Origin of the sequence: Aminobacter sp. P9b, assembly GCF_045345995.1 — a bacterium.
GTDB classification, from domain to species: domain Bacteria; phylum Pseudomonadota; class Alphaproteobacteria; order Rhizobiales; family Rhizobiaceae; genus Aminobacter; species Aminobacter niigataensis.
The window spans coordinates 3,652,156-3,672,989 of the sequence record NZ_CP150082.1 but is presented as its reverse complement, the minus strand read 5'-3'; the positions used below and the strand labels follow the sequence as shown (position 1 = coordinate 3,672,989).

Sequence of the window (20,834 nt, the reverse complement as noted above, 5' to 3'; positions counted from 1 at the left end):
GCTTCATTCGGCCGCGATGGGAGGAACCTCGTCGGTATCAGTGTCATGCATGGCGCCAGTTTCGCCAATTGCCGTTGCGCCACCGTCTGCCGCCACTTCTTCGACGTCTGTCGCGGCGAGGAGTTGCAGCGGTTCGGGCAGCCACCCGGCATCGCTGAGAAGACGTTCAGCTTCTTGCGCCATGTCACCCTTCTTCAAATGCTGGATAAGCGAGGCGGCGCGCTCACCTGCACCTTCGCGCACAGCTGCAAGGATGCGCGCCTTGGTGACCCGGCCGAGATAGTTATCGACGGTCGGCCTCCAATGGGCGTCCGTCACCATGTCGAACCCGGTCGCGCGCGCGAGCCGATCGGCGCCAGCGAGACGGCAATTGAGGCTGTGCTGGGTTGGGCCGGAGCCGCCATACGGGTTTGGGCGCTCATGGACCGCGTTGACACCGTAGCTGACGCAGTGGGCGAGAAGAGCCATCCGGCTCGTATCATCGAGCGCGGCGACCCAGTCCCAGAGCGCCCTTTCGTCCGAGGGCAGGTCAGCCTGCCAAGCGTCATAGCGCTCGATGATCGCCTTCGCCGATGGGGTTTCCTTGAGATCTGTCCCCTGCGCCAAGAAGGCGGTCTGGCGCACCGAGATTTCCAGGCATCCGGTCGGAGCGGCATAATGATAGCGCTCCATCACCATGCGATGTAGCAGCGCCGTCATTGCGACATGGGGATTGCCGGCGAGTGCGTTCTGCAGCGCGAGCGTGCGGTGGGCGGTGAGTTCGCCGATCAGGCTCTCGGGAAGGGGTTTGATGACCTCGTCGTCCTCTTCCTCTTTGTGGGGTGGTTGGCCGCCGATAGAGACGACGGTGCGCTGAACGCCGTCACGGTCACCGTCTCGAAACGAGGGGTCCTCGTTGGGGTCTTCACCGCTTTCGCTGTTGGCCACGCTCGGGGCCTCGTCCTCGAGTCGGACATAACCTGGGTCGACAACAAGCTCCCCTTGCCGACTGATGCTGAGGAAAACGCCGGCGCGAGCGATGTCGGCTGGGTCGAATGTCGTGGGCCTGTCTTCGAAGGTCGAGAGTGCCGTTTCGATTTCGGCAAGCCGCTGGTCGATGGCGTCTGGCAGTTCGTCGGCATCGCTGTATTCGGCCTCGAAACCTTCTTGTTCGTTGCGCAAGGCTTCGCGGGTTGCGCACTCCTCTTCGGTGAGTTCCTCGGTCACACCGATCAACTTCCGTAGACCGTTGGCGTGGCCATAGGGAAGTTCGACATGTGCTGCGATCCACTTCCAGCCCTGTTTGGCCAGTTGGTCTGCGATGCCTTGCAGCTTCTCATCGACGAGGCGGTCAAGGAGGGGGACATTCTCCAGCCAACCGCTGGTGTCGTCACAGAAGAGATCACGCAGGACAATGCCGCCGGCGGCTTTGTAGGCGTCGACGCCGATGAAGCGAGCACGCTTATCGGTAGTTGAGACCGTCGTCTCGGTCAGCATGCGACGGATCTGCCACGGCTCTTTCTGCCAGGAAACGCAGATGCGCTCCCAGACCTGCTCCTGTCGCCCATGATCGGGATTGACGGTGAATGCCTCGAGCATTGCGAGCGTCATTTCTTGGCGCACATACGCGTCAAGTAGGGTCGGCGCCACCGTTGCGAGACGCAGACGCTGGGTGATGTAGCGCGGCGTAGTGCGATAGGCGTCAGCGATTTCCTCTTTCGATAAGCCATCGTCCAGCATGCGCTTGAACCCCTTGAACTGGTCGAGGGGATGCAGGGCGAGACGCACAGTGTTTTCCGCAAGCGAGTCATCGACGGCGGATGTTTTCGCGTTGGCCTTCTTGACGAGGCACGGGACGGGACCGTCGGATGGAAAGCGGCCGGCTTCCACCAGTCGCGCAATTGCCCTGTAGCGGCGCCCACCCGCCGGCGTCTCGAAATCGCCGGTCTCGTTGCCATCGGCGTCCATGATAGCGCGGACATTGAGACCCTGCACGATGTCCTCGCGTCGGTCGATGTCATGGGTGAGTTCGTCGAGACCTTCTTCGACGTTGAGCTCACGCACATTGCTCTCCGACAGGAATATCCGGTTGAACGGAATGTCGCGCGACTGCGAAAAGACGATCAACGCGACGGCGGGCTTCTTCTTGGCAGCTTTGGCCATGGTCGTTCTCCACGACGGACCCCGAGAGCTCTCTCTCGGATCTGAAATCCGTCACGAAGCGAAGCGCCGCCCTCTTCCTCTGGAGGGCAGCACCACACAGCCTGAGACCCGGTAAGACACAAAGGGGAAGTCCGGATGGGCTCCCGGAATGCAGTAACGATCAGGCGGCTCGATCGAGTAGCTTCTTGGCCTTCGCCTCCATATCGAGGCGGGCATCCTGATGGGGTTTGTCTCGCGCGACGGCCGTGATGCCCTGCACGAAATCGAAAATGCTCTCGGGCGGGCGGCCTTCCTCGATCAGCACGGTGTCTATGATTTTAGCAGTCTCGGCCCTGGAGAAGCCGCGTCGGCGCAGGAATTCAGAGCGGTCCTCGTCGTTGCGCGCGACGATCCGTTCGCGCGATGCCTTGATGCCAGTGACGAAAGGCGCCGGCGAAGAGTTGGCGAAATTGCGAAGCGCGGGCGCTGCCTCGCTCGCAAAACGGGAGGCGGCGTATTTCGAGTGACGGATGGTTATCTGCTCGAAATCCTCGACGCCCCAGAGGTTTCGGTTCTGGCATACAGCGCGGAGATAGAAGCTCGCAATTCCCAGCGTCTTGGCCCCGACTTCGGAGTTCCAGCAATAGAAGCCGCGGAAATAGAGATCGGGCGAGCCATCCGGAAGCTTACCTGCCTCGATCGGATTGAGATCGTCTACGAGGAAGATGAAAACATCTCGGTCTGAAGCGTAAAGCGTCGTGGTGTCTTTGGTGATGTCGACACCGGGATTGTAGATGCCAGTTGACCAGTCGAGCACGCCTGGGACCTTCCATCGGGTGTCGCCGGTGCCGTTGCCGGCGATGCGCTGGACAGCGTCGACGAGCTCGTGGTCGTAGATGCGGCCGTAGTCCGGGCCGGTGACGGCCCGCAATTCCATCCGACCGTCGCCCGTTTCAAGGGTCTTAACCTGCTCTGCGCGATGCGTTGCGAGACCGTACTGCAGATTGATGCCGGCCAGCGAGGCGGGGAGTTGGCGCAGATAAGCCGCGGGCGCTCCGACGAGACTTGCGAGCTGTCCGAAACTCCAATGCGTTGGGGTGACGGGTGTCTCTGCACCGGGGAGGATAAGCCTCAGCCGTTCCGGATCACTTCGGCTCGCCTCGACCTGGATGCGCTCACTTTCGACGGTCCGGATACGGCCGCTTTCGGATCGTGTGCGAACTGTATGGGCCAGGTCGTTCAGAGACAGAAAGCGCTCGTCGTCGGGCCGCGAGAACCATTCAGACGAGACACGGCCGACGCGCTCGCCGCGCGTCACATCCACTTTGAAGCCACCATTGAGCTGGCGAGTGGCATCAAGAACTTGCGTGTTCATGGCAGAAACCTCCATGACGGCGCCGGAAGCCTCTCCTCCGACCTCAAGCCGTCATGGACGGCTGGCCTATCTCTCACTCCCGCGCGGCGCCGGCGGGCGTGGTTCGCCAAACGTCCGGCTTCGACTACGAGTCTCCGGCTGGAAAGAGGGAAAGAACATTCTTGAACGCACTGAGTAAAGGCGTACCGCCAGCGAGGGAGCTACCGGTGTCGATCAGATAGACGGGGATAGCGCTGCGACAGCCTATGTAGATGGAGCTACCTAGTGGCGCGCTTTCCGGCGACCGCTTGGGCCTGGACGACAGCGCTATATGTTGGTCTCGTTGCCGGATTTCGGTCGGTGAGTGCATGATGCGGGACGTGGGTCGCCGAACCTCTATCGTTGGAGTCGAAAAGCTCCAAATTGGAAGGGCCGTTAAAGGCCCCATCAGCGACTTAGAAATGCGCTCTATGGTTGAGTGGCGTGATCCGCCGCCCTTGCAACTGCGCCAAGCGTCTCAAAGCGAGGATCGACGAGCCAATCGTCTCGGGATTTGTTTCACTGCGATTGCAGCCGGGTCCGTTGCAAGGCGCATGCCCATTGGTTTTCGGATCCCGAACCGGATTTGGATACCTGCCCGAGTTTCAAGCGTTTTAGGATTCGAGCTTTTCGCTGCCGTCAATGCGTCCCGCCGTTCGATCCGCGTCGTAAAACACAAGTTCCCTTTCGGACCTTAACCTACGCAGTGCGAGGACACGTCGATGCGGACCCATTCGACGGACGCGCCGCATCTGCGGAGCATTCTATAAAGTCATCCCGGCCGGATAAAATGCGGGAGGGTTACGACTATTCTTACGCATCCATCTCAACCTTCATGGAGCATCACTTGGAATGACACTTCGATCAGCTTCGCGCGTGATCGGAAGGCTGCCCGGACCGTCCATTTCCCCTTAATGCCGCGAGCTTCGCGCATTCGAAGGAACATGCGGTGTAGGCACTCTCCCACATCCGCACGTCTGTGGCGCCTACCAGCCGATGCCGGCTTCGGTCTTCGCCAGCGCCGACGCCAGGTTGGCACGCGGTTCGGTGCCGTCCAGCGGCCGTATGGCAAGGTCGAGACGGCGTGCGGCATTGTAGCCCTCGGCCGCTGCCTCGGTGGGGGCGGTGCCAAAGGCGCTGCGATAGCGCGCGGCGAAGCTGTCGGCAGCCGTGGCCTCGGCCCAGACCGAGCGGGCCGGCAAGGTGCCCGGGCGCAGCGCGACGCTGTCCGCCAAATCCCCGGCCTGCGCTGCCGCGGCCTCCTTTTCCGGCCCGAGCACCACCACCACGTCGGGCGTCGCGGCGGGCCGGCCGTAAAGGCCGTCGACTTTCGAGGCGGCCTCGGCTGGCAGCGGGAGTATGTTCACGTCCACCCCGCCCGATGGCCATCCGAAGTCTCGCCCGCATGCCCGTCGCGTTCGTCCGCCGCCAGGAGGAAACCCCGCACCGCTTCGGCCAGCCGCGCCTCGCGCCCCTCGCCGAAGCTCACGATCGCAGCGGTAAATTCGTGTGCCGCCGCCGGGCCGGCCACGAGCATGGCGGTGGCGAAGGCGAGTGCCCACATCTTCGCGCCTCGGATCCTGCCTGCTGCAGACGTGCCGTCGTTGCGGTACCCCACCGCACTGGCTTGTTGGTTCATATCTGTCTCCATTTCCGTTCTGACCCTCGTGGCTTGGAAGCCGCATTGCAAAGCTCCACCCGGACCAAAGTCGGGGGAGGTTGTGCCTCTCGATCACAGCGTCTTGCGGGGGTCGGAGGCTTGTTCGAAACGCTATCGGCCATCTTCACCCCGACGAGCTGCATTGTAATATTGACCAAAAATGGGAGTGGACCTCGCATTCCCCAGCATCTCGGAGTTGGGCCCCTCAGAGGCGCACGTGATGCGTCTATGATGGCTGGCCAGTGGAGTGGCTCGAACATTACCTTGCCAGCGAGCATTTCGCCCAAGATCCGTGCGCCTCACGCAGCCACCTGGTCGGCCAACCTATCGTTCGACATGCAGTTCTGCGTATGGGTGCAAGAGCCGAAGATGGCCCGCGTTTGCCGATGCATCGCAACACTATTTCCTTACCGGGCCGCTGCGAGCCCGCGCCATGGTAGAGGTTCAAAGGAGCTTTGCCGACTGCTCATTTGCACGCGCATTGGTACCCACCACAATCTGACGCCGAATGGGCATCGAACAAAGTGGAACCTACCCGCCGACTACCCAACGGTTGCACCAAACTAAGCAATTGCGCGTTCGCAGTCTCTGACAATGACTGAATTGACTTGCCAATACAGATAGGCGGTCGAACTTGTCGAGCGTGCCAGTAGTTCGAACGCGCGACATTGGTCGTTAAATGGCGGTCGAAACGGCGCGGGCTACTCAGGCTCGTAGGGACAGGCATAGTCTGTTTGCCGGCGGCCAGCGGCCTCGATGCCGCCGGTCTAGAGCGCCGCGCTGACGAACTGTGTAGCCGACTTCCGATCCGGATTGAGCATGATGTAGCTCGGCCGGCTTTCCAGTTTCAGCCGCTTGAGCATGATCCTGGTCTTGGCCAGCAGCGTGTCGTCGCGCGATGCGGCCTTGAGTTTGTGCTCCAATGCCTCCAGCGTTTCGATCGCGTCCTCGATGCGGTCGAGTGCTGCCAGGCTCTTGGCCAGCGAGAACTCTGCGCCGGCGAAATCGGGTGCGAGCGAGAGCACCTTGCGGAACGCCTCTGCTGCCTCGATGTGCCGCGACAGCGCCTGCAATTCGATGCCCAACCTGAGCCATGCCTTGGTTGATGTCGGCACTGAATTGGCGAGCGTCTGGTAGTGCGCCAGCGCCTCGCGGTGCTCGCCCTTGGCCGACAGCAACTGGCCGATGCCATACAGCGCGCGGGAATGGGTGGCGTCACTGGCGAGGATCTGGCGGTAGCCGTTCTCCGCTCTTGCCAGTTGCCCTTGCTGGTGGAAGCGCGTGACCTCGGCGAAGATGCCGTTGAGCGAACGGGGATCGAGGCGGTCGCCGACATTGCGCCCGCTCTTGGTGTAGATCTGGGCGCAGTTGATCTTGCTCTCGGTCACGCCGAAGGCGAATTTGTAGGGCTCGTCGCCGCGCAGGAAGTCATAGGTGGTGAGGCCGTTCTCGATGGCCAGCTTGATGCAGTGGCCATGCAGGATCAGGCCGGCGGGAATGGAGGTCACGGTCTCGTCGCGGCCGGCCATGAAGAAGAGCAATGCCTTCTTGACCGGGTCGACGAAGATGGCGAGCGCGCCCAGCGGCCGGTCGCCCTGCCACAGGACCGGCAGGAACAGCGTGCCATTGCGGAAACTGTCGCGCAGCACGCGGCGATTGTTGTGCAGGATGGCGGCCAGCCGGTCGCCCTTGCGGGCGCCCCATTTTATCCGCCAGAGTTCGAGCAGCGTATCGATGTCGCGCTCGTAGGTGTCGGCATCTGCGCGGGTGATGCGCAGCTCGCCAGCATCGACCTTGCGCAGGAAGCGCCGCAGCTTCTGCCTGGTGTTGGTGCTCAGCACGTTTTCGAGATAGCCGTCGAATGTGTCGGGCAGGGCGGCCGCGAAGCAGCGGCAGTTGTCGACATTGTCGGCTGCATTGACGCGGCTGAACTCGCGCATGGCAAAGATATCGCGCGAGAACTGGCCGATGAAGGCGAAGACACGCTCCCGCGACATGCGCAGGTTTTCGAGATTGAGCCGCGCCCAGCCCATCTGGGCGACGTGGCGGCCGAAGGCCTTCAACGCCATTTCGGCATGGCCGGGATCACAGATGGCGCCGGTGTAGTCGGCGGCATTGTTGCCGGCCATGCTGATCTCGTTGAAGAACAGCCCGGTGGCGCCGCTCATGCGGGTGCGCATGCGCAGCGGCATCAGCGCGACATAAGGCGATCCCGGATCGCCAAGCCGCGCGGCAAGCACGAACCAGGCGCCCTTGTAGAAGCGCATGTAAGGCACCAGCCATGCCCACGAGACGAAGAACTGCGCCTCCGGGTCGGCCTTGTACAGGCGCTCCCAGTCCTGTTGCAGCTTAGCCAGCGCTTCAAGATCGGTAATGACGTCGACCTGCATTTGTGTCCCCCTCAACGACATGGCTTCTCCCCCCTCGCTCAACGCTCCATGAATGCGCGCGACATGCTGTCGGCGATCGGCTTGGTCAGATACCTGAAGAATGTCCGCTCCTCGGTCTGGACCAGCACCTCGGCAGGCATGCCGGGCGTCGGCGAGAAGCCGTGAACGCGCGAGATCTGGTCCGCCGACAGGCTGACGCGGGCGACATAGACTTCGCGCGCCACCGGACCCGAAGTGTCAGGCAAGGCGTCGGCGGAGACGTAGATCACCTGGCCGTCGAGCACCGGCGTGGTGCGCCGGTTGAGCGCCGTGAGCCGCACTGTGGCCAACTGGCCGACACGGACGTTGTCGATGTCGGTGCGCGAGATCAGTGTCTCGATGACCAGTGGAACGTCGGACGGCAGGATCTCGACGATCGGCTTGCCGCTTTCGATGACGCCACCCGATGTGTGGTAGTACATGCGCACGATGGTGCCGGCGACCGGCGCGTTGATCGTCACGCGGTTGAGCACACTCTGCGCCTGGCGCAGCTGTTCGCGGATCGTGTCGAGATCGCCTTCGAGGTTCTGCAACTGCTCGAGTGCTGCCTGCCTGTAGGCTTCCTCGGCCTGCTTGATCTGCTGTTCGAGCTTGATCGTTTCCGAGCCGATCTCGGAGACCTCGGCGGCGAGGCGGCCGATCTGCCCTTCGGCATCGGCCATTGCGCGCTGGATCGCCTTGATTTCGGTTGCCCGCAGCAGGCCTTTGTCGAGCAGCGACTTCTTGCCGGCATACTCTTCCTTCATCAACGCCAGCTGCCGTTGCACGGCGTCATGCTGTTGCTGATAGCCGTCGGCGCGGTAGCGGTAGGCGGCGATGTTCTGCTTGAGCAGGCCGATCTCGCTCTGCAGCTTGCCGCGCGCGGCGGTGAAGTTCAGCTGCTGGCCTTCGACGATCGGCTTGATCTCCGGATCGTTGATGTTGTCGCTGACGTTGCCGGGGAAGGTGATGCTGGGGGCGCCGCTGATCTCGGCATTCAGCCGGGCGGCGATGGCGTCAAGGCGTACCTGGCGCAGGAAGAGCTGCCGCTCGGCTGCCTGTGCTGCCGTCTCGTCGAGACGTACCAGCGGCTGGTCGTAGCGAACACGGTCGCCCTCGCTGACCAAAAGCTCCTTGATGATGCCGCCTTCGAGATGCTGGACGATCTTGTTCTGACCTGCGGCGACAAACGAGCCCTGGGCGATGATCGCGGCGGCAAGTGGGGCGGTGAAGGCCCATGTGCCGAAGCCGCCGAAGGTGAGCGCTATGAGGAGCAGGCCGACCTTGGTCTGCTTGCCGATCGAACGCGGCACGTCGGCGTACCATTCGAGGTCGTGGACCTTTACGATTGCCGTGTCGCTCATGACATTGCCCCCTACTTACGGAATCTGATGGCCGAACGAGCCGCCCTCGATGCTCAGCCCACGCTGCGCAAGCGCCTGGAGCACGTCCTGACGCTGGCCGAACAAGGCCACCGTGCCGTTGACCAGCAGCAGGATCTTGTCGACGCTCTGCAACAGCGCCGGTCGCTGCGTGATGGTGATGACGGTGATCTTGTTTTCCTTGGCGTGCTGGAGCGCGCGGGCAAGTGCCACGTCGCCGGCGGCGTCAAGGTTAGAATTCGGCTCGTCGAGCACGACCATTCGGGGGTTGCCGAAGAAGGCGCGGGCAAGCGCGATGCGCTGCTTCTGGCCGCCGGAGAGGGGGGCGCCATCGGCGGCGACAAAGGTTTCGTAGCCGTGTGGCAAGGTGGCGATCATCTCATGCACGTCGGCAAGCATCGCCGCCTGGTAGATCTCGGCGTCGCTGACATCTTCCCGCATGCGGGCGATGTTGGCCTTAATCGTGGCAGGGAACAGCTGCACATCTTGCGGCAGGTAGCCGATGTTTTCGCCGAACTGGCGCTGGTCCCAATTGCGCAGGTCCATCAGGTCGAGGCGCACATTGCCCGATGTCGGCAGGATCGATCCGACAAGCATCTTGCCGAGCGTCGTCTTGCCGGCGCCCGAATTGCCGATGACGGCAAGCGAGTCGCCGGGAGCGAGCGCGAAGGTGATGCCGTTGAGCACGACGCGCTTGGTGCCCTGGGGCACGAACAACAGGCGCTCGACGTCGAGCCGGCCTTCCGGGCGCGGCAGGTTGAGCCGTTCGAAATTGAGCGGCGACGTCTGCAGCAGGCTGGCGATGCGGCCATAGGCGGCGCGTGACTGGATGACCTGGTTCCAGCCTTCAATGGCGCCTTCGATCGGGCCCAGCGCGCGGCTGGCGATGATCGACGCGGCAATTACCATGCCGCCACTGAGGTGGCCGTCGAGTGCGAGATGCGCACCCCAGCCGAGCATCGCGACCTGGGTGAGCAAGCGGGTCGCCTTCGAAGTCGCCGCAAAGGCGATGTTGCGATCCTGGGCAATGACCTGGGCGCGCAGCGAGCTCGCGGTGTCCTTGCCCCAGATGCGCACGGCTTCCGGGATCATGGCGAGCGCGTTGATGATCTGCGAGTTCCGCGACATCGAGTCGAGATGCAGATTGGCTTTGCTCTGGAAGGTGTTGGCCTCGCCAAATGGGGCCGCGGTCGAGCGCTGGTTGATGATGGTAATGACCAGCAGGATCAGCGAGGTGGTGACGACGATGAAGCCAAGATGCGGATGGACGAGGAACACGGCGAGCACGAACAGCGGCGCCAAGGGTGCGTCGAGCAGCGTCAGCAGCGTGCCCGATACCAGGAACGAGCGCAGTTGCTGCAGATCGCTCAGGGTCTGATATTCGCGGCCATTGCTGTGGAGTGCGGCGCGTGCTGCGGCACTCAGGATCGGAGCGCCCAATTGGGCTGCGACTTCGACGGCCGTCCGCATCAGGATGAGGCGGCGAATGGCGTCGAAGATGGTCTGCAGGACCACCGCGCCGACGATCACGACCGTCAACATGACCAGCGTGTCGACGGACCGGCTGGTCAGAACGCGATCGGAAATCTGGAACAGGTAGAGCGGGATCGCCAGCACCAGCACGTTGCTGGCCAGTGTGAACAGCATGACGATGAGAAGGTTGCGTTTGACAACCTTCAGGCCGGTCTTGAGCGAGGCCGAGAAGTCGATCGGGCCGAGGCGCTTGTGGAAGACGCCACCGCCACCGCCTCCGCCGCCACCCCCGCCGCCACCGCCATCGACGTCGCCGCCGTTCGGACCCTTGGCTTCAGGCAGCTTTTCTTTCGCCTTGATCGGGCCGCTGTCAGCGTCGATCACCTTGCCGACTGGCATCGAGGTGTCTTTCATCTCGGTCTTTGCCGGTCCCTGCGGTTCGCTTACCCGCATCGCGGGGCGAGGGGGAGCCGATGCCGTCGTGGCGGCCGGTTGAGACGCCTCTCTAGACTCTGGACTCACTTCAGGGGCCGCAGCCTGGCGTTGGGGCGCAGCAATGGGTTCCTCCGGAGTTGCACGTGTGGCCGGTTGAGGCCGCGTGCCCGGTGCTGCTTCGGCGGGGGCAGACGCTTGGGGGCGTTGAGCCGTAGCGCTCCGCTCCGGAGGTATGATCGAGGGCTCAGATGGCCTCTGGGATGGCTGATGCGCATGCGCCGGCTTGGCGGCCGCGTGCTGGGGGTGGGGAGCGTGCGCCGGCTTGGCGCTTGCCTGCGGAGGCTGCGGTGCCGGAGACTGTGGCGCTGGCGCCTGGGCCTGCGGCGCCGGACGTTCTGCAGGGATCACAGGTTCAGCCGGGGCCGCCTTGGCTTCCGGCTTATCGCCGGCGGCGTCGTGCAACTCGCCCACAACGTTTTCGATATACCGCTCCAGCCGGTCGAGTGCCTGCTCCTGGGGAGCTACGGCATTCGACAGCCGCGCCTGCGGCAATGGCTTGGGCTCCGATGACCGTGGACGCGCTTGTGGGCTGTCCTGACTGTCGCCGTCGTCCGGCACGTTATGAAAACCACTCCAGCCTTCACGGTCGTCGGTCATCTTATGCCCCTCTTGGTCGACTAGCCCAGCATGTGCTGCATGACGTCAGCCGACGCGGAATCTGCGGGTTGCGGTGCGATCGGAGTTGAAAGGGCGGCGTCACCCGTGTCGTCGCCGCCGTCGTCGAGAAAAGCGACGGCTTCGGTGACGAGTATGTCGGGGTTCTGCTCACCCAGATCCGGATCGCTGGAGACCAGGTTTGCCTGGATCAGTATTTCGTCGGAATAGCTGTCGCCGCCGACGTAGATCTTGGAGTAGCCGTCGACGTCGACGATGGTCGCATCATTGACCAACTGGTTGCCGCCGGTGGTGATCGTCCATTCCGTGTCGGGGTTGGCGACCATCTGGTTCATGGCGAGCGCGACCTGGTCGCTGTCGCCCACCACGGTCGTCTGCTTGATGTACTGCAGATTGTAGATGTCGCCCGAGATGTAGAGCACGCGCAGCACGCCGATGCCTTGGAATGCGGCATCCTGCAGAATGGAATTTGGCAGTTCGTGATTGCCTGCGGCGAGGTTGCCTGCGGCGGTGTTGTAGCCGTCGGGCAGCGGCTCGGTGGTGCCATTGCCGACATTGATGATGCTGGCCTGGTTCCAAAGCAGGTTGCCGTCGGTCGAGACCGAGCCTTCACCTGTTGTCGAGAAGCCATCGACCGCGCCGATCGTGTCGTTGTCGATCAAAAGGTTGAGCTGGTGGATGATGCTGGCGTCATAGATGTTGCCGCCGATGATGATCAGATCGTAGTAGTTGCCCAGTTCGTTCAGGCTGACGCCGTTGAAGGCGACATTGTCGCCGGTCGAGACGACCGACTGCACGCCGGACGAGGAGGCGATGCAGACATCGTTGTCGGTGATGAATGCGTACTGGTTGATCCAGTTCATCATGATCAGGTCGCCCGAAATCTCGGTGACCACGTAGTAGGCGGGGAAGCTGGGCGGCGCCTCGGAGGGTGCGTCTACTTCTCCTGCCGAGGGATCGATGTGCTTGAACATCGCGATGTTGAAGCTCTGGTCCTGGCCACCCGGGTCGAAGGGCCAGCCACCGACTGCCGCGCCGACGCTGTCGACGTCGCAGGAGGCGTTGATCTGGACGATCGCGTTGATCGAGAAATGGTCACCCATGACAGCCATGACTTCGGCCGAGACCCAGTCGTTGACGACCACGGCGTTGTTGATGACGGTGTTGCCGCCCGTGCTGATCTCGACGCTCGGATTGGCCGTGCCGTCACCCCAGCCATCCATGAAGTCGCTCGATTCAGGGGATACGCTCGTGTCGAGCGGTGCGTCCGGTCCCTTGGCGTCCTCGTCCTCTTCCTTCAGGAAGTTGACGTGGTCTTCCATCTTCGGAACGTCGGCCTCGTCGACCAACTGGCCGTTCAAATAGGTGCCTTCGATCGTCTCGCCCTTGGTGGTGAAGACGTCCGCGTTGCCATGGTCGTCGGCATCGAAGCTGTCGAACCGCGCGATGGCGGTCGTGACGAAGCTCGCCATCTCTTCAGTGGTGCCCGGAAGCGTGAGGTCGTCGATCGGCGACAGGTCGGCAGCGGCCTGCTGCAGATCGGTCATCGGGGTATCATCGACTGGTGGCGGGGTGAACTTCAGCCCGCTGCCGCCAAAGCCGACATAGTCGTTGTCGGAAAGCCGGATTTCCTGATTGATGATGGCGGCCAAATCGCCCGGCGGCTCGATCTGAGGTAGGACGACACCGCCCGATCCGACCGTAGTGCCATCGGGGAGGCGGGTGAAATCGCGCAGGAATGGTCCGTCGGGGACCGGTACATCGGGAGGGGTGAACGCGACCTTCGACCAGACTGTGAGCTGTTCGATTTCGGGCCTTACGCCGATATACTTCAGGCTCGGATCGAAATCCTCGAGGGAATGGGAGGTGTCGACCTTGATGGCGGCCGTCTGGTGCTCGGGCAGTTGCTCTTCGGCTTCCTGCTTTGCCCGGAATTCGTCATAGGCCTGCTTGAGGCGCGCCTCCTCGCTGGCCGTGTCGAACAGGCCGATGAAGTGCGCGATCGTCTCGGTGATCCTATCAAAATACACGGCATACATCACAGTGCCTCCGCCCGGAGTTCAGGCGCGGTGAGGCTGCACATGCTCCACCGGCCAAGATGGACTGCGCGGGGTAACCCCGCGCAGTCCGGCTCATTGGCTCCGCAAGGCGGAACCTTCATGCCGATGGCTTAGAGCGTGCTGTGGTCGCTGGAGTCTTCGCCCGTCAGCGTCTCGGTGAAGTTGCCGCCCACTACGGTCATGTCGACCGTATTGCCTTGCAGGTTGGCACCCATCACGATCTGCTGGTTGAAGGCGCTGGTGTCGATGATGGCATCGGCGCTAGCTTCGCTTGTGCCGGTGACATAGCCGTCGTCGCCGTTCTGCGAGCCCCACATGCCGCCGTCGCCGCCTGCACCACCGGCGCCAGCCCAGGCTTCGCCGACCGTGCCGCCGCCGCCGCCGCCGCCAGCCCAGGCCCCGCCGCCAGTGGCGTTGCCACCCGTGCCGTCAGCCCAGGCGCCGCTCAGTGCGTTGCCGCCGTCGCCGTCGCCATAGGCCCAGGCGCTACCGCTAGTGCTTGCGCCGCCAGTCGCGGCACCTGCCGTTGCGGATCCACCGGTGCCTGCGCCGCCGCCGCCGCCGCCGCCGCCATTGCCTTCGCCGTCGCCATTGCCTTCGCCATAGCCGACGCCTGCGCCGAGGCCGAAGCCGAGAGCATCACCGGTATCGCCATTGGCATCGCCGGCGTTCGCCTTGGCGTCGCCGCTGTCGGCGTCTGCATCGCCGGAATCGGCGTCGCCGCCGCGGCCGGTGTCGGAATCAGCGTCGCCGCCGTCGCCCTTGGCATCGCCGCCTTCACCGAAGTTCAGCACCGGGATGACCGGTACGAATGCGTCGATGCCGTCGCCGCCATCGCCCTTGGCGTCACCGCCTTCGGTGTCGCCGCTGTCGCCACCGCTACCGGCGTCGGCCTTGCCGGAATCGGCATCGGCGTCGCCGCTGTCGGCCTTGGCATTGCCGCCATCGCCCTTGGCATCGCCCGAGTCACCTTCGCCCGCGCCCAGACCAAGTCCGGCACCGAGGCCGAGACCGAGGCCGAGACCGAGACCGGTGCCACCGTCGCCACCCCTGCCACCGTCGCCCTTGCCGCCGTCAGCGTCGGTATCGGCGCTGCCGCCCTTGCTGTCGCCACCTTCGGCCTTGGTGTCGCCCTTGGCGTCGCCGCCCAATGCAGCGCTCAGCGCCAGGCCACCTTCGCCCTTGCCACCGTCGGCTTCGCCACCCTTGGCATTGCCACCGTCGCCGCCGTCGGCTTCGCCGCCCTTGGCTTCGCCGCCGTCGCCGCCGCCGCCGCCGGCATTGATGCCGTCGCCGGCGTCAGCCTTGCCGCCCTTGTTGTCGAACTCTTGCTTGAAGTCGCCATCGTTCTTGACGGTTGCTTCTTCAAGCTTGTCGTTGTCGACCATGTCGGCGGTTTGATTGATGAGGAAGGCGTTGCTGTTGGCGCCCATCGAGCCGTTCAAGATGTCCTTGAAGTTGATGTCATCGCCTGGATCGTAGGTGACGTCGCCGTCCTTGCTGAACAGCACGTCGCCCTTGATGTCGCCGCCATCGGTGTCGATGTCGGCGAAGTCGTTGTCTTCCTTGTAGTCGCCGAGGCGGCCTTGGAGCTCGACATCGACGTCGACGTCGACGTCAACCTTGGTCTCGTTCTTGTTCTCGTTGGTGTTCTCGTTCTTGGATTCGTTCTTATTCTCGTTTTCGTTCTCGGACTTGTTCTCGTTCTCGTTCTTGGATTCGTTCTCGTTCTTGTTTTCCGACTCGTTCTTATTTTCGTTCTCGTTCTCGGACTTATTTTCGTTCTCGTTCTCGGACTTGTTTTCGTTTTCGTTCTTGTTCTCGTTTTCGTTCTTGTTTTCGTTCTCGCTGTCGCCGCCCAGCTCGATTTCGTTGCCGACGAACTGCAGGCCAAACGCATTGAGATTGTTGCTGTTACGATCAGACATCGTCTTGTCCTTAGGTTAGGACCGCGATCGCTGGACCGTTCTCATCTTTCACACGGTCTTGGGGTCACGCGGGCTGTTGTCTATTTTCCACTGTATTCAGATGTATTCAGATGGAATTGACCGGATCGTCAGGCCGAGGGGACTGATGGCCATTGATCCCGCATCGTTGTTGGCTGGCCGATACCTCCCTTGTTGAGTGTGGGGCGGTGCTCGGAGTCTCCACAATGAGGTGAACGTCGCGCCGTGTGCAAACGGCATTGGATGTTCAATTTTGAAGCCCCGCATACGCCACGCCCATGCTGGCGGAACCAACAAAGTCTGTGGCCGAGACCGGGAAATTGTAAGCCAACAGTTTGCGCTAGGCTGTTTGAGCAATTTAGCAAGCTAGAGCTCGCAAGTTGATCTAGCTAATGCCGTCAAATGAATCGACACTCTGGCTGAAGAGCGCACCACTTGGGCTTAAATGTCCCCAAACGCTCGATAGAGAGAGCTATGTCGCCTGATCACCACGGGTTTGTTTGACATCGATTTGCTGCTGCCGTTGGCCTGACTCTGTTCTTCACCATAATTAGTAGCCCCTGGACCAGAGCACGGCACGCCTGAGTCCTAACTTCAAAACCCTCAAACGCGACCATGCCTCGACCCACAACCTGTCCGACACCGACACGATCCAGGCCTTGCTGCTGGGCTGGTTCGAAGACTAGTGCGAACCCCACCCGCACTCAGCGCTGAAGTTCAAACGCCCCCGAGAATTCATTGCCTCAGCGCATAATCCCCGCCGCCGGCCGCGGCGAAACGGGGGGCACTCCCAGACTTCGCATGCTACCGGAGCGGCGAGATCACAGCATCCGATAGCTCATTTTGCTTATACCGTGCCATAAACACGTAGTGTACGATCACTAAACAATGTTCTTCATCAAGCAGCTGCATTGGGTGGGGACCTCATGTACCGAGTGGTTACTCCCAGCGCAGGCTGCGCTAACGGACCGGACGGCTCCGGGCAAGAAGCCTGCAAGACGTTATTGATCGTTGCGCCGGTGGATTTCATCTCGGAGACCTTGGTTTTCGCAATCGAACGCGAGTTTTACTGGATCACCGTCGATCAGGTGCCGACGCTCGCTGAGGCCTGCGTAGGTTTTGATGCCCCCCTATCGCTGATCCTGGTGGAGGCCAAGCAGCTGCCGGAGATCGCATTCCAGTCCGAGCTGCTCTCGCTCCTGCATCCGTTGGCGCAAATCGTGCTGATCCAGGAAGACGGGCGGCAGGAAGTTTCGATCCGCGACGTGGTCACGGCGCGCAATGTGCGTGGCGTCCTGCCGATGAATCTCAAGCTTGACGTGTGGCTGTCAGTGTTGCGCCTGGTGTTGCGCGGCGGCGAATACTTCCCGTTGTCACTGTTCGAGCCGATCATCGAGCGGCGACGTGCCGGAAATGCCGAGCCTATCGTCAAACTAGAAGCTCCTGCGCCGAAGCAGCAGGTCACCCACGACGAGGCCACCGACGATTTCGACGAGCTGACGGAAGAGGAATTGCTGACTCTGGCCATGGTTGCGCGTGGCCTGCAGAACAAGCTGATCGCTGCGGCGCGCGGGCTTTCCGAGCGCAGGGTCAATACCCACCTGCACAACATCATCACCAAGCTCGGCGTACACAACCGCACCGAAGCTGCCGCGGTCTTTCACAAGCGGCGGGACAGCGGCGGCGAGCGGCGTATCGGCGATGTCGCTGTGCTTCATGCGCAGCAAACGTTGTCATGAGAGCAAGATGCCGCGTTTCCAGGACGTGCTGCTTACCGTTGGCCAGCTCAATTACACCTGGACCAACACCGAAAGCCTGCTCATCTATTTGATCGCCGGTCTTGCCAAGATCGACAAGGAAACGGCGATCATCATCTTCCTGACATTGAACACGACACGTGCGCGCCTCGACCTCGTCGAGCGGCTCGCCAAGATGGCGAAGACACCGCAGGCCTGCAGGGACGCCGTGCTTTCAGTCGCCGATCAGCTGACGCACCAAGGCAAGCTGCGCAACAAGTACAGCCACTGCATCTATTCGTTCGACGAGACCGGCACGCGTGCAAGCACCCAGCTGATGCGCATCTTCGATAGCAAGGACAGCGTCCGCTACGGCAAGAACGAGGAACTCGACGACAACGAGATGCATCGCATCTCGGCCTCGATCGAGGCGATCAGGGACATCAACCGGCAGATCTGGAAGATCGTCGAGGAGAACTCGTTTCCGCACTGAGCGGAAACGGGGCTTCTCAAGCGCCGATACGCGTCCACCTTCCGCTCTCCGACTGCGACTGCCGTGCAAAGTAGCGGTAGGGCGTGCTCTTCCAGTTCCTGATGGCGCCGGTGCGGTTGTCCAGGATGAGATCGCCGCTGTCGGTGCGGACCGTCAGCACAGTGTGCCCGGTGCCGCCATAGGTGGCGACGGTCAACAGCAGCGTGGAGGCCGGCCAGCCGAGCTTGCGCAACTCATTCTTCTTGAGGATGGCGATGTCTTCGCAATCGCCCACTGATGTCGGCAGCCGCCAGTCGTCGTCGCGCCCGGTGGTGGCGATATCCTCACGTTGCTGGATGCGCTGGTTGACCGAGGCATTGACCCGCTTGAGGTCGCGCATGCGCGCTTCGGTCAGCGCCATCACCTTGGCCTTGCCGGCGGTGCTGCATAGTCCCGGTTGTCTAGTGCAAAAGGTGTTTGCCGCCGGCGGGGCAAAGGCATAGCCGACCGTGCTCATGCTTGATCCTGAGGTGGCAGACTGGCTGCAACCAGCAGAAAGCAAGGCGATCGCAACGAGCGCCGCGAACTTATGCATGTGCTGTTCCCCCTCTCAATGGGTACTAGCAGACAGCATATTAGAGCTAGATAAATCAACCCATGAGAGCGATCTTTGCACCGATTTCAAAAGGTTGTATGATTAACAAAGTGTTTCCGATGATCGGAGCACGTGATCATAGCGCCAGTTTGGGGACGGGCGCGTTTTTTCCCTCAGGAGGAAGAAATGACGACGTACCCAACCTGCGTGCGCAGGATTCACACGATTCTGCTGGTTTCCTCTGCTCTTGCGGCAGTCAGCTTTGTTTTCCCCGCATCTGCCCAGAGCAACGTCCGGCCGCGCATGGCGGCGGCGCAATGCCAGCCACTTTCCCAAAGCAACTATGAAATGTGCTGCATCGCGCTCAATCGCAGCAGCATTATGTCGGCTGATCAGCTGGCCCAGTGCCCACCGCTGACAACGGCGCTGATCGCGGCCGTATTGGCCGGCAGTGAGAATGATGGCGAGGACGAAGGCACCGGAAACGACGGCGATAGCGGCGACGACGGTGATGACGGCGACGACGGCGACGACGGTGATGATGGTGATGATGGTGATGACGGTGATGATGGCGACGACGGCGACGATGGCGATGATGGCGACGACGGTGATGGCGACGGCGGCGGCGGTGGCGGCGGCGGTGGCGGTGGCGGTGGCGGCGGCGGTGGCGGTGGCGGCGGTGGCGGCGGCAGCGATGATGGCGACGACGGCGACGACAGTGATTCCAGCGGCGGTGGCGGCGGTGGCGGCGGTGGCGGTAGCGGCGGCGGCGGCGGCGGTGGCGGCGGTGGCGGCGGCGGCGGTGGCGGCGGCGGCGGTGGCGGCGGCGGCGGTGGCGGCGGCGGCGGCGGTGGCGGGGGTAGTGACGACTGAGCTTAGCCGAACCTGATCTGGCAACACGCGAGATATGCCGGGCGGCTTTTGCCGCCCGGTTTCTTATTGAGCGCGGCCGGTTGGAGCGCGGGATCGCTTTCGCTAGGCCATACGGGAAAGGCCGGGGCGAAGCTGCGCGCAAGCACATTGAGACCGTCGAGTGGAAGGCGCACGGCTTCTGGTACGCCTTCGGTGTTCGTTTGACGACTCCACCTCTAGGACGCGGCCGGCACGTCTCAATGGCAGCTGTCGCGATGCGACTGGCGGTGGGTGCGTTGTCGCGGTTTGAGACCCCGCCGCTACTCACGGTCGAAGAGACCTTTACGCAGGTTTGCGCATCCCGGGCTCGTAGGCGTTTGTCGACGGCACGACCGAATGCATCTCCCCTAGGTTCGACCATTCGACATAGGTGGCCGCAATGCAGCCGTGCGGGTACGGGCTATGGCTGGGATAATCTTGAGGAGATGCCGCAGGACCTCGCGTTGCATGGTCAGGTGCTGGGATTGACGGACGCCGCGCGAATACGACGGCCCTGTCAATATCGCGGCATACGCCGATGGAACGCAATGCAGGCTAGCGAGCAAGGGCCTCACAAGCGAGTTTGCGCCCAGGATGAAACCCCATTCGGAGGAGCGAAGAAGCAGTTTAACTGTTCTTGGGTGGGATGAACGCAAATGTAATAGTTGCGGTCCTGCGAAATGATTTCGTCCCCGTACGGGATAAGAAACCTCTGCCTACCAGTGATCCGGTAATGAGCGCCCGGGTGGAGAGTTACAACGAAGCCATTCGGTGTTGTCTTGACCGCCGCATTCGGTATCCGCTGGCACTCTCCTACTGCGGGATTCCCACCGCAGTAGGAGGCGGTTGGATAAGTCGCGCTTAAGGCAGCCTGGTGTGCACTCGCAAATCCAGCATGGATCATGGATGTCACAACCACTGCTGAGCGGACCAGGCCCCTCACTATGGTACGTAATCGCGCCGCACCCATGATGCCCCCCCCCAAAAAAAATCCGATGGGCCACTGTAACGAATGCTATGCCACTTTCCTATCATCCAACAGATTACCAAACGAGCTAGGCCGCCAAGTAACATTCAAAGGGCCTAACTCGAGCTAGTGGCTTTTGTCCGCCTGGAAGGGACGGCCTGGCAGGTGACTTTCCACCCACTCGAGTAATTGCTAGGTCAGGGACTAGGCACGCCCCTTCGCTGCCATCCACCATCCACGTGGGCCCCCGTTACTGTTGTCCTCCTGTCTCGGTCCACGGGGCACAGGTGATGTCGGCAGTACCAGTTGCAATGCTATCAGTCGGGGGCCCCTCGCTTGTGGCGTTGAGAGCTTTGAACTTTATGGTTCTGCGAAGAGGGGGGCGTTTGCAAACATGGTTCCTCGGCGGCGGCCAAATCGGCCGCTTGATCGCCAGAAACGCGATGTGCAAGGCCCAGTCCCATATTTATGGTTGAGGCGCAGTTCGCATTGGGCACGTCCGCGGCGAGGAGAGGGCTGGCACATGCGCGAAAAAATGCAAAACCCCGCCCTCACATGGGTAATGGTCGTCGATGGGCGGCCCGTCAACGGGCGCCCATCCACGATCAGTAGCTCAAAGG

Annotated in this window: 13 protein-coding genes; 2 read left to right on the top strand and 11 right to left on the bottom strand. The window is 62.2% G+C overall.

Going from position 1 to position 20,834, the window contains the following annotated elements:
- Positions 1-3 precede the first annotated feature (3 nt).
- The 9 genes from WHT83_RS18070 to WHT83_RS18030 form a co-directional block, all read right to left on the bottom strand.
- Complete coding sequence (locus tag WHT83_RS18070; RefSeq protein ID WP_406871941.1) at positions 4-2,142, bottom strand: ParB/RepB/Spo0J family partition protein; 2,139 nt, start codon at positions 2,140-2,142, stop codon at positions 4-6.
- Between the two features lie 160 nt (positions 2,143-2,302).
- A complete protein-coding gene (locus WHT83_RS18065; protein WP_406871940.1) occupies positions 2,303-3,496 on the bottom strand; it encodes a DUF932 domain-containing protein in 1,194 nt (397 codons plus the stop codon).
- 1,004 nt (positions 3,497-4,500) lie between these two features.
- A complete protein-coding gene (locus WHT83_RS18060) occupies positions 4,501-4,881 on the bottom strand; it encodes a hypothetical protein (RefSeq protein ID WP_406871939.1) in 381 nt (126 codons plus the stop codon).
- Entirely contained in the window at positions 4,878-5,153 is a 276-nt protein-coding gene (locus WHT83_RS18055; RefSeq protein ID WP_406871938.1) for a hypothetical protein, read from the bottom strand. The genes WHT83_RS18060 and WHT83_RS18055 overlap by 4 nt, the downstream gene beginning before the upstream one ends.
- Before the next feature lie 788 nt (positions 5,154-5,941).
- A complete protein-coding gene (locus tag WHT83_RS18050; protein ID WP_406871937.1) occupies positions 5,942-7,564 on the bottom strand; it encodes a GNAT family N-acetyltransferase in 1,623 nt (540 codons plus the stop codon).
- A gap of 38 nt (positions 7,565-7,602) precedes the next feature.
- A complete protein-coding gene (locus WHT83_RS18045; RefSeq protein ID WP_310322081.1) occupies positions 7,603-8,946 on the bottom strand; it encodes an HlyD family type I secretion periplasmic adaptor subunit in 1,344 nt (447 codons plus the stop codon).
- 15 nt (positions 8,947-8,961) lie between these two features.
- Positions 8,962-10,851: a type I secretion system permease/ATPase gene (locus tag WHT83_RS18040; protein WP_310322080.1), complete on the bottom strand. Its 1,890-nt coding sequence runs from the start codon at positions 10,849-10,851 to the stop codon at positions 8,962-8,964.
- 698 nt (positions 10,852-11,549) lie between these two features.
- Entirely contained in the window at positions 11,550-13,577 is a 2,028-nt protein-coding gene (locus WHT83_RS18035; RefSeq protein ID WP_406871936.1) for a type I secretion protein, read from the bottom strand.
- Between the two features lie 140 nt (positions 13,578-13,717).
- Positions 13,718-15,535, bottom strand: a complete 1,818-nt coding sequence (locus tag WHT83_RS18030) for a hypothetical protein (protein ID WP_406871935.1) — start codon at positions 15,533-15,535, stop codon at positions 13,718-13,720.
- A gap of 1,022 nt (positions 15,536-16,557) precedes the next feature.
- On the opposite strand from WHT83_RS18030, the gene WHT83_RS18025 reads away from it, so the two are divergent.
- Positions 16,558-17,292: a LuxR C-terminal-related transcriptional regulator gene (locus tag WHT83_RS18025; protein WP_406871934.1), complete on the top strand. Its 735-nt coding sequence runs from the start codon at positions 16,558-16,560 to the stop codon at positions 17,290-17,292.
- A gap of 7 nt (positions 17,293-17,299) precedes the next feature.
- A complete protein-coding gene (locus WHT83_RS18020) occupies positions 17,300-17,782 on the top strand; it encodes a hypothetical protein (RefSeq protein WP_406871933.1) in 483 nt (160 codons plus the stop codon).
- 16 nt (positions 17,783-17,798) lie between these two features.
- On the opposite strand, the gene WHT83_RS18015 is transcribed toward WHT83_RS18020, so the two are convergent.
- Both WHT83_RS18015 and WHT83_RS18010 read right to left on the bottom strand, forming a co-directional pair.
- On the bottom strand, positions 17,799-18,356 hold the full coding sequence (locus tag WHT83_RS18015; protein WP_310322075.1) for a transglutaminase-like cysteine peptidase: 558 nt from the start codon (positions 18,354-18,356) through the stop codon (positions 17,799-17,801).
- 102 nt (positions 18,357-18,458) lie between these two features.
- Entirely contained in the window at positions 18,459-19,256 is a 798-nt protein-coding gene (locus WHT83_RS18010; RefSeq protein ID WP_406871932.1) for a hypothetical protein, read from the bottom strand.
- Positions 19,257-20,834: the final 1,578 nt, after the last annotated feature.

Excerpts from the sequence above, each read along its gene's own strand:
- WHT83_RS18070 (WP_406871941.1), bottom strand. The coding sequence starts at position 2,142 with ATGGCCAAAGCTGCCAAGAAGAAGCCCGCCGTCGCGTTGATCGTCTTT.
- WHT83_RS18065 (WP_406871940.1), bottom strand. The coding sequence starts at position 3,496 with ATGAACACGCAAGTTCTTGATGCCACTCGCCAGCTCAATGGTGGCTTC.
- WHT83_RS18055 (WP_406871938.1), bottom strand. The coding sequence starts at position 5,153 with ATGAACCAACAAGCCAGTGCGGTGGGGTACCGCAACGACGGCACGTCT.
- WHT83_RS18050 (WP_406871937.1), bottom strand. The coding sequence starts at position 7,564 with ATGCAGGTCGACGTCATTACCGATCTTGAAGCGCTGGCTAAGCTGCAA.
- WHT83_RS18045 (WP_310322081.1), bottom strand. The coding sequence starts at position 8,946 with ATGAGCGACACGGCAATCGTAAAGGTCCACGACCTCGAATGGTACGCC.
- WHT83_RS18040 (WP_310322080.1), bottom strand. The coding sequence starts at position 10,851 with ATGAAAGACACCTCGATGCCAGTCGGCAAGGTGATCGACGCTGACAGC.
- WHT83_RS18030 (WP_406871935.1), bottom strand. The coding sequence starts at position 15,535 with ATGTCTGATCGTAACAGCAACAATCTCAATGCGTTTGGCCTGCAGTTC.
- WHT83_RS18020 (WP_406871933.1), top strand. The coding sequence starts at position 17,300 with ATGCCGCGTTTCCAGGACGTGCTGCTTACCGTTGGCCAGCTCAATTAC.
- WHT83_RS18015 (WP_310322075.1), bottom strand. The coding sequence starts at position 18,356 with ATGCATAAGTTCGCGGCGCTCGTTGCGATCGCCTTGCTTTCTGCTGGT.